Source organism: Flavobacterium sp. (assembly GCF_013823965.1).
Lineage (GTDB): Bacteria > Bacteroidota > Bacteroidia > Flavobacteriales > Flavobacteriaceae > Flavobacterium.
This window is the reverse complement of record NZ_PNNA01000051.1, coordinates 1-9121: the sequence shown is the minus strand read 5'-3', so window position 1 is coordinate 9121 and position 9121 is coordinate 1. Positions and strand designations below refer to the sequence as shown.

Genomic DNA, 9121 nt, shown 5'->3' with positions numbered 1-9121 from the left:
GAAATTGCACCAATTATTTCTTGTGCAACAGGAACACCATTTAGCAGAAACACTAATTCGGGTTTATGTACTTATAAAGTTGTAGGATCAGAATTCAACGCAACTGCGACTGATAATTGTTCTACACCAACTCTTGCTTGGAGCGTTACAGGTGCTACTACCATCAGTGGAGACACGACAATGGATGGTTTTGATTTGAACTTTGGCACTAATACAATTACATGGACTGCAAAAGATGCTTGTGGCAACACATCCACCTGCTCAATAACTGTTAGCATTAATAATGTAAACACGACAACATCAGTAACAGTTACGCCAAATACCCAACAGTATAGTGATAAAGTAACCTTGACCGCTACTGTTACCAATTGTAACGGAAACGCAACAGGAGGAATCGTGACATTTAAAATTGGTACACAAACTATGGGTACAGCATTGGTTCAGCCAGATGGAACGGCAACATTGACGAATGTTCTACTATTGGAACCTTCCTATACTTCAGGTACAGCAACTCCTCCAAACGGACAAATGGCACCGGGTGTAAAAGTGGTTACCGCAACCTTTGCAGCTTATAATAATTCTTTTGCCAGCTCAGGTACAGCTAGTCTTTCCATTACCAAAGAAAATGCTGAAGTGTATTATACGGGTTCATCATTTGTTTCGACCTCTACTACTACCTCTAGTACGGCAACGGTAACCCTTAGTGCAACGATTAGGGATATTAATGCCGAAATTAATTCGGGAGATGCAAATCCTGGAGATATTCGTAACGCAAGAGTTCGTTTTGTAAATAGAGATTTGACGCCCACTTCCATAAGTTCTCCAACATCTGCAACAGGATATTATATTTCCGATTGGTTAACAGTAGGTTTAGTGAGTCCTGGAGATACCAAGACTGGTAGCGTGACAGCCAACTGGATTGCTTCAATTGGAAATTCAGATGCCCAACAATTTACCATAGGAGTTGTTGTGGATAATGGCTATTACATCAGAAATGAATCCGAAGATAATTCCGTGATAACTGTTTCTAAACCACTTACTGATTTTGTAACGGGTGGCGGGTATATTATTACAAGTAAAGCAATTGGTAAAAGCAATCCATTGCAAGGAAAGAAAAACAACTTTGGATTCAATATCAAGCGGAATAAAAATGGGGCATTGCAAGGGAATATCAATACCATTATACGCACCGCAGACGGAAAGGTTATACAAGTCAAAGGAAATGCCATGAGTTCTTTATCAGTTAGTCCAGCTACTGCCAGTAGTCCCGGCAAAGCAGTGTTTAATGGTAAAGCAAACATTCAGGATATCACGAATCCTTTAGCGGCAATTTCTTTAGATGGTAATGCAACTTTACAAGTTAGCATGACTGATCGAGGTGAGCCAGGAAAAAATGATGATATATCGATTATGGTTTGGGACAAAAACAGTAACGTATGGTTTAGCAGCAATTGGAGCGGAACTAGCACATCACAACAGGTATTGGACGGAGGAAATATAAAAATCCAAAGTACGGGATCTTTTGCCACTGGCACAACCAGTAGTGCTGTTTCAATAGTGTCATCGCTTACTACTTCAACGGTTGGTCAAGCGGTAACATTCACGGCAACTGTTACGGGTAATTTAACAACCAAGCCTACGGGTACTGTCAACTTTGTTGATGTGACAACCAATACTGTTCTGGGTAATGTAGCGATTAATTCTACGACCGGTGTGGCGTCCTTGTTGGTTGGTTCTTTAACGGCAGGCAATCATGAAATTGCCGTTTATTACGGAGGAAATAGCAAATATGCCGCAAGTAGTAATTCTTTGACACAAATAGTAAATGCAGCAATTACTTCCCGCACAAGTATGCCTGTTATTGTCAAACAAGTAAAAGAAACACCAATAGTGGCAGAGCCAACCCCTTTCAACGTGATCGCTTATCCTAATCCGGCCAAGTATCAATTCACTTTGGTCATAGAAGGTGGCAGCAAAGAGAAAGTGGATGTGGTCTTGTACGATGTTCTAGGCAGAACAGTAAAACACATCGAAAGCAGCGATGGCCAGCCTATTCAATTTGGCGAGGAATTGCCAACTGGGGCTTATTTCACGATAGTAAGTCAAGGCGTTAACCAAAAAACAGTGAGACTGATTAAACAATAAATATTTTTTTAAATAATTGAAACAAAGCCATCCCTTTTAAATTGGGATGGCTTTTTGTTTTAGAACGAGTTGTTCAATCAATCGCTACTCTTAAATGATCTTGCGTTCCTTATCTGATTTAAGACTTGTTACTACTTTATTTAAATATCTCCTTGATAATAAAACAAATAGATGTATATCTTTTATATAAATTCTGTACATCTTTATGCTGAAAGATGTACAGAATTTAATTATTTTCTATACATCTTTTAATTGACTCATCCGTGTGCAATTATTTTATAAACCAGTTCAATCAAATCTTGTATCAGTACCACCTGTATCACTATCTGGGACGGGTAAAAATCTTGACCACTTTGCATCCTTCTTCTAATCTCTCTGCATCCTTCCTCTTGCATTACCGCAATGATTAGCAATAAAAAGACAAACAAAAGGGAAAAAATAGTTTACTGTTTCCTCTTGATCAATTCATAGTTTACTATGGCTAGACCATAAAAAATAGAATCGGCTGTGATTTTTCCAAAGATGATTCCCATAAAATAGTTTCCGGTCAATATAGGCATCCAATACATGCAAAACGGACGGATGAAGAAGAAATCCAAAACGGTGGGATAACCAAATTCCAAAAATAAATTTCGCAATAAATGGAGCAGTTCTTTTAATGAAGTTGTGCTGCCCAATGCTTTATTGGCTTCCATCATTTTTTTGTAAGCCATAAATAAAATGACGCCATAAAAGGCAAAATATTCGGTAAAAGTGATTAAGTAAGCAGTAGTCAAACCATCAAATATTCGGCTAAATTGGGAACTGGCCAATGCAGCAGAAGTAGCGGATAATTCGGCATATTTATACCGATCAAACCATTCCTTGAAATTGGATTTATTGGGCATTGGGAGTTTATTTTAATTGACCGCTGATTCACAGATTAAATTAATAATCAGCGACCCGAGCTTTTGCGAATAGGCGAAGCAATCTGCGGCAAAACAATTTACCACAATTGATGTACTTCCGGCTTGATGTATTGCTCGTAAATGGCATTCATTGCCGCAATTTTTTCCGGTGTCAATTGGGGCAAATCATACACAGATAAATTCGATTCTACGTGACTGGCTTTTGATGCTCCCGGAATAATACAACTGATTTCATTAAAACTCAAAATCCATTGCAAGGCAATTGGAGCCAGATTCGTGGCTTCCGGAAACAGGGCTTTCAAGGCTTCGACCGCTTTTAAACCCAATTCATAATCAATTCCCGAGAAGGTTTCTCCTTTGTCGAAAGCAGCTCCGCCTCGGTTGAAGTTTCTATGGTCTTGCGCGCCAAAAGTGGTTTTGGAATCGAATAATCCCGTGAGAAGTCCACTCGCCAATGGCACTCTTGCAATAATGCCAACATCTTTTTTCTGGGCTTCCTTGAAAAACAATTCCGATGGACGTTGACGGAACAGGTTAAAAATGATTTGAACCGTCGTTACATTAGGGTATTCAATGGCTTTAAGTCCTTCTTCCACTTTTTCGACGCTGACACCCAAGTTTTGAATTTTTCCCTGTTCTTTTAATCGGTCAAACAATTCGAAGATTTCGGGACGGTAATACACTTCCGTTGGCGGACAATGCAATTGGATTAAATCCAGGGTTTCGAGTCCAGTTCTTTTGAGGCTGTCTTCCACGAATTTTTGTAAAACCTTGGGTTGATAGCCTTCATTCAGGTGCGGATTGATGTGGCGACCGCATTTGGTGGCCACATAAATGCGTTCCGAACGGGAACGAACGACTCTTCCCACGGCAGTTTCGCTCAAGCCGTTTTCATACACATCGGCGGTGTCAATAAAATTAACGCCTTTGTCAATGGCGGTATTGATCAATTCGTCTGCGGTTTTGTCATTGAAGGGCGAACCCCATTTTCCGCCCACTTGCCAAGTGCCCAATGCTATTTCGGAAATGTTGAAATTGGTTTTGCCTAATTTTCGATAGTTCATCTTTTTTGTCTTTTTGGGAAGTTTATTTTGTTGAAAGTACTTTTGCTATCGCTTTTTCCACAAGAGGATTCATTATTTCATATCCTGTTTTGTTGGGATGAACGCCATCACCGGAGTAGTCGGCTTTCAATCCTTTTTGGTCGTTAGCCATGGCTGAATAATAATCCAAATAAAGAATTCCGTTGGCATCGGCATATTGTTTTATCATTTTGTTGAGTTCCACAACCTTTTCGGCTGGTTTCAATCCTGTTTTCCAAGGAAAATCAAAAGCGGGCAACACGGAACATAAAATCACTTTGATGTGGTTTGCCTTGGCTAATTCTGCCATCGAAAAAATATTGTCGGTTATCATTTCCAATGTTGATGGTCCCGTGTTGCCGGCAATGTCATTGATACCGGCCAATAGCACTACAACGGCTGGTTTCAAGGCAATAACATCGGGTCTAAAACGAATCAACATTTGGGGAGTGGTTTGTCCGCTAATGCCTCTATTCACATAAGGTTTTCCAGTAAAAAAATCGGGAGAAGTGACGGACCAAAACTCGGTTATGGAATCGCCCATAAACACAATCCTTTTTTGTTTTGGCTCCACCGGTTTGAGCGTGGCGTTTTGGTTTTGGTATTTATTCAAATTTGCCCAGTCTTGGGCCTGTATTTTTCCTCCCATAAAAAATAATAAAATGATGATGTAGTAAATTGATTTTGTGTTTTTCATTGGTGACCTAATTGAGTAGTTAAAAATTAATGATTTTGTTACTCAACAAAATTAATGATTTCACACTTTATAACCAATCTAAAATAAGCCGATTGCACTATTGAAAAACAGTGTAAATAAGGGATTAAATTTTAGTTAAAAAAACAGTAAAGACGGGGAGATTTCGTGTTTAAAATCTTAAATTTGAGAAACATTAAACTAGTATCATGAAAAGACATGCAACCGCAGTTTGGAAAGGCTCGCTCAAAGAAGGAGCCGGTCATTTAACTACACAAAGTGGGATATTGCAAAATACCCAATATTCATTCAAATCCCGTTTTGAAGAGGGGATAGGCACCAATCCGGAAGAACTGGTTGCCGCAGCGCATTCCGGATGTTTCACGATGCAACTTTCGGCCTACATCACCGAGGGTGGTTTCGAGATTGAAAGCATCGAAACCAAATGCGACATTAACTTGCTCGAAGGAAGAATTGTGAGTTCCAATTTGACGGTAAACGCCAAAATCAAGGGAATTTCCAATGAAACTTTTCAAGAATTGGTCAGTAAAGCAGAGGAAAACTGCCCTATTTCCAAATTGTTCGACACGGAGATTTCCACCGAAGCCAGTTTGGTTTAAATCCAGGTTTGGTTTCAATGAAAAAGGCTCGATTGCTGAACAATCGAGCCTTTTTTATATTTAAATAGTAGTAGTTAATCAAACAAATCCGAAGACAAATAACGATCGCCGCGGTCGCAAATAATGGCCACAATCACGCCGGATTCCATTTGTTCGGCCAGTTTTACCGCCACGGCAACAGAACCTCCGCTGCTCATTCCTGCAAAAATGCCTTCTTCCTTGGCCAATCTCTTGGTCATTTCACGAGCTTCTGTTTCGGAAACTTCCATAACGGCATCTACTTTTGTGACATCAAATATCTTGGGCAGGTATTCCTGCGGCCATTTTCGAATTCCGGGAATTTGGGAGCCGTCGCTGGGTTGCGCTCCAATAATCTGTATGGCTTGATTTTTTTCTTTCAAATAAGTGGAAGTTCCTATAATGGTTCCCGTGGTTCCCATAGCCGAAACAAAGTGGGTTACGGTTCCTTTGGTATCGTTCCAAATTTCCGGTCCCGTGGTTTTGTAATGGGCTTTCCAGTTATCGTCATTGGCAAACTGGTTCAGCATCACATAACCGCCTCCAGCCACTTTTTTGTCGGCATAATCCCTGGAGCCAATGATTCCCTCGCTGGCGGGTGTTAAAATCACGGTTGCTCCATAAGCCAGCATCGTTTGGGTGCGTTCCTTGGTCGAATCTTCGGGAAGAACGAGTTCAATTTCTATGTTGAACAATTGGGCAATCATGGCCAAGGCAATTCCGGTGTTTCCGCTGGTGGCTTCAATGAGTTTGTCGCCTTTTTTGATGTCGCCTCTTTCAATTGCCGATGCAATCATGTTGTAAGCCGCTCGGTCTTTCACGCTTCCGCCGGGATTATTTCCTTCGAGTTTCAGTAAAAGTCTCACGTTTTTATTTTTTACCAAATTCACGCTTTCCACTAAAGGCGTGTTTCCAATTAGGTCGACTAATTTTTTGAATTGCATGTTATTTTAACTCTTTGATTTTTACTTCGGTGATGGTGGTATTGGTCACAATGGATTTTGCCGGAATCGATTTTGTAATCCAAGTATTTCCGCCTATTATACTGTTTTTTCCAATGGTGGTTTCTCCTCCCAAAATAGTCGCATTGGCATAAATGCATACGTTTTTCTCCACCGTAGGATGTCTTTTGGAGTTTTTCATGTCCTTGCTAACGCTCAATGCGCCCAAAGTTACTCCTTGGTATAACTTTACGTGTTTTTCGATGACGGTGGTTTCTCCAATAACAATTCCGGTGGCGTGGTCAATAAAAAATGGCGAGGCAATTGTCGCTCCTGCGTGAATGTCGGTTCCCGTAATCTTGTGGGCGTATTCACTCATTAATCGGGAGAAAAGCAACATGTCCAACAGGTACAATTCGTGGCTCAATCGATAAATGGCAATGGCATAAAACCCAGGATAACCCAAGTATACTTCTTCGATGCTGTTTGAAGCGGGATCATTTTCCAGTATGTAAGCCGCATCCTGATTCAACTTTTCTAAAACTGATGGCAGTTTGTCAAGAAATTGCTCCCAAATCCCATCGCAAATTCCTTCTGGTTTTTTACAAGCTATTTTGGCAATTTCCTTGAATGAATTTTCAAGTTCCAAAACACTTTGATTCAAAGGCGCATTAGCATCAAACAAGGTGTAGAAGAGTTTCTCGGTAAAGTCTTCCACTTTTGTTTTGATACCGTAATTGATGACAAAATGGCTTTTTAAAGCTGCAATGTTTTTTATGATTAGTTCTTTTGTCACGATTGTGAAATTGAAGTGTTAGTATATGTCGTAAAAGTAAGGTGTTTTTAGAAATTGTTGTAATAAATATAAATAAATTCAAGTGTTGCCGGTCTAAAATAACTTAAAAAAGACTTGTTACAGCATCATTTTTACCAATATTGCCTTTTTAATTCGTAAATTAGCGTATAAATTATCTTGCCAAAAGGAATGTCCTATTCTTGAATTTTTGTTTTTTTTAATCTGTTAAAAAAGTAAAAATGTACACTAGAGTAAAGCTTAAAAACAAAATCATCCGTTTCTGGAAACTTCTTGGCCCTGGACTTGTGACTGGAGCCAGTGACGATGATCCTTCGGGAATTGCAACTTATTCACAGGCAGGTGCCGCTTATGGACTTTCCACGCTATGGACTGCACCTGTGGCATTTCCGCTTATGGCCGCGATTCAACAAATGTGTGCCCGAATTGGTTTGGTCACTTCCCATGGCTTGACGGGCGCACTCAAAAACAATTACCCCAGACCCGTTTTGTATTTGATGTTGTTGTTTAGTTTTCCGGCCATTATAATGAATATTGGTGCTGATATTGCCGGAATGGGAGCGGTTGGAAACCTTTTGTTTCCCTCCATTGACGCCACTTATTTCAGCGTTTTGTTTACTATCATGCTTTTGGGACTAATGATTTATTTGCCGTATCACAAAATTGCTTCCACGCTTAAATATCTCTGTATCGTGCTTTTGGTGTATCTAATAGTTCCCTTTTTGTACGAACAAGATTGGTTGCAAATTCTTAAATCGGCAGTAGTGCCCTCCATAAAATTCGACAAAGAATTTATGGGCATTCTTGTCGGCATTCTTGGCACGACGATTTCGCCGTATCTGTTCTTCTGGCAAGCTTCGATGGAAGTGGAAGAAATGGCGCATAAAAAAAAGCACTTGATTGTAAACAAAAAAATCATTCACGAAATAAACGAAGATGTCGATTTCGGAATGTCTTTTTCGGGTCTTGTGATGTTTTTTATAATTCTAACCACTGGAACCGTGCTTTTTAATGGAGGAATTCATCAAATCGATACTGTCGAACAAGCTGCCATGGCATTAAAACCCTTGGCAGGAAATCTGGCGTACCTTCTTTTTGCCATTGGAGTTATTGGCACGGGACTGCTGGCAATTCCGGTTTTAAGCGGTTCGCTTTCGTACATTATTACCGAAACTTTTGGATGGGAGCAGGGTTTAGACAAAAAATTCCACGAAGCAAAAGCATTTTACACGGTTATCGGTCTTTCGTTAATTCTGGGATTGTCGCTCAATTATGTTGGTATTTCGCCCATAAAAGCCTTGGTTTATACCGCCATTCTCTATGGGTTGACGGCTCCGGTTTTAATTGCCATCATCCTTCATATTTCCAATAATAAAAAAGTGATGGGAAAATTCACCAATGATTGGAAGTCTAATTTTTTAGGATTTTTGGCATTGATAATTATGACGGCAGCTGCCGTTGCATTGATTTATTTGCAATTGGTGGATTAGGTTTTTTGTTGCATTTTCTTGGTCAATATTTTAATTGCATTTTGATTTAAAAGAATATTTTCCAGGTGCATCACAATGATGTTTCTTTTCAAAATTTAAAGGTTTTCGTTTTGTAATTTCTGCCAATTTTGAAGAAACCTTTTCCATAATAAATGATGTTGTTTCAAAGTTCCTTACTTTTGGAAACGGATAAATAATTACAAATTGTAACCAAGTTAAAGAAGTTAAAAATGTTCAACAAAGGAGATAAAGTTTCAGTTCTTGATGAAGCGATAAATGGTGTGGTAGTTTCGGTCAAAGAAAAGCAAGTGACCATAGAAACAGAGGAAGGATTTATGATGACATTTTTTGTCAATGAATTGATTAAAATAAACGATTCCAGTAACTTAATGGATTCTATCAGAAGAAT

8 protein-coding genes are annotated in these 9121 nt (G+C 39.5%); 3 read left to right on the top strand and 5 right to left on the bottom strand.

The window, feature by feature from the left end:
* Window positions 1-2145 (top strand): Ig-like domain repeat protein (locus C0430_RS05785; RefSeq protein ID WP_290866446.1); only part of this gene is annotated, 2145 nt, incomplete at its 5' end.
* A 443-nt stretch (window positions 2146-2588) separates the two neighbouring features.
* On the opposite strand, the gene C0430_RS05780 is transcribed toward C0430_RS05785, so the two are convergent.
* From C0430_RS05780 to C0430_RS05770, 3 genes are all read right to left on the bottom strand, one after another.
* The gene (locus C0430_RS05780) at window positions 2589-3032 is read right to left on the bottom strand and encodes a hypothetical protein (protein WP_290866443.1); all 444 of its coding nucleotides are present in this window, start codon (window positions 3030-3032) and stop codon (window positions 2589-2591) included.
* Window positions 3033-3130: 98 nt separating this feature from the next.
* A complete protein-coding gene (locus tag C0430_RS05775; RefSeq protein WP_290866442.1) occupies window positions 3131-4117 on the bottom strand; it encodes an aldo/keto reductase in 987 nt (328 codons plus the stop codon).
* 22 nt (window positions 4118-4139) lie between these two features.
* A complete protein-coding gene (locus C0430_RS05770) occupies window positions 4140-4832 on the bottom strand; it encodes an SGNH/GDSL hydrolase family protein (protein WP_290866440.1) in 693 nt (230 codons plus the stop codon).
* A gap of 206 nt (window positions 4833-5038) precedes the next feature.
* On the opposite strand from C0430_RS05770, the gene C0430_RS05765 reads away from it, so the two are divergent.
* Window positions 5039-5449 carry an OsmC family protein gene (locus tag C0430_RS05765; RefSeq protein WP_290866438.1) on the top strand — a complete coding sequence of 137 codons (411 nt, stop codon included), beginning with the start codon at window positions 5039-5041 and terminating at the stop codon, window positions 5447-5449.
* 74 nt (window positions 5450-5523) lie between these two features.
* Here C0430_RS05765 and cysM read toward each other — a convergent pair whose 3' ends face one another.
* Window positions 5524-6411: a cysteine synthase CysM gene (gene cysM, locus C0430_RS05760; protein ID WP_290866436.1), complete on the bottom strand. Its 888-nt coding sequence runs from the start codon at window positions 6409-6411 to the stop codon at window positions 5524-5526.
* A gap of 1 nt (window position 6412) precedes the next feature.
* On the bottom strand, window positions 6413-7204 hold the full coding sequence (locus C0430_RS05755) for a serine O-acetyltransferase (protein ID WP_290866434.1): 792 nt from the start codon (window positions 7202-7204) through the stop codon (window positions 6413-6415).
* 239 nt (window positions 7205-7443) lie between these two features.
* Between C0430_RS05755 and C0430_RS05750 the strand changes: the two genes are divergently transcribed.
* Window positions 7444-8712 (top strand): NRAMP family divalent metal transporter, encoded by a 1269-nt coding sequence (locus tag C0430_RS05750; RefSeq protein WP_290866432.1) that lies wholly within the window; start codon window positions 7444-7446, stop codon window positions 8710-8712.
* Window positions 8713-9121 lie beyond the last annotated feature (409 nt).

Coding starts and splice junctions, on each gene's coding strand:
- C0430_RS05780 (WP_290866443.1), bottom strand. CDS start 3,032: ATGCCCAATAAATCCAATTTCAAGGAATGGTTTGATCGGTATAAATAT.
- C0430_RS05775 (WP_290866442.1), bottom strand. CDS start 4,117: ATGAACTATCGAAAATTAGGCAAAACCAATTTCAACATTTCCGAAATA.
- C0430_RS05770 (WP_290866440.1), bottom strand. CDS start 4,832: ATGAAAAACACAAAATCAATTTACTACATCATCATTTTATTATTTTTT.
- C0430_RS05765 (WP_290866438.1), top strand. CDS start 5,039: ATGAAAAGACATGCAACCGCAGTTTGGAAAGGCTCGCTCAAAGAAGGA.
- cysM (WP_290866436.1), bottom strand. CDS start 6,411: ATGCAATTCAAAAAATTAGTCGACCTAATTGGAAACACGCCTTTAGTG.
- C0430_RS05750 (WP_290866432.1), top strand. CDS start 7,444: ATGTACACTAGAGTAAAGCTTAAAAACAAAATCATCCGTTTCTGGAAA.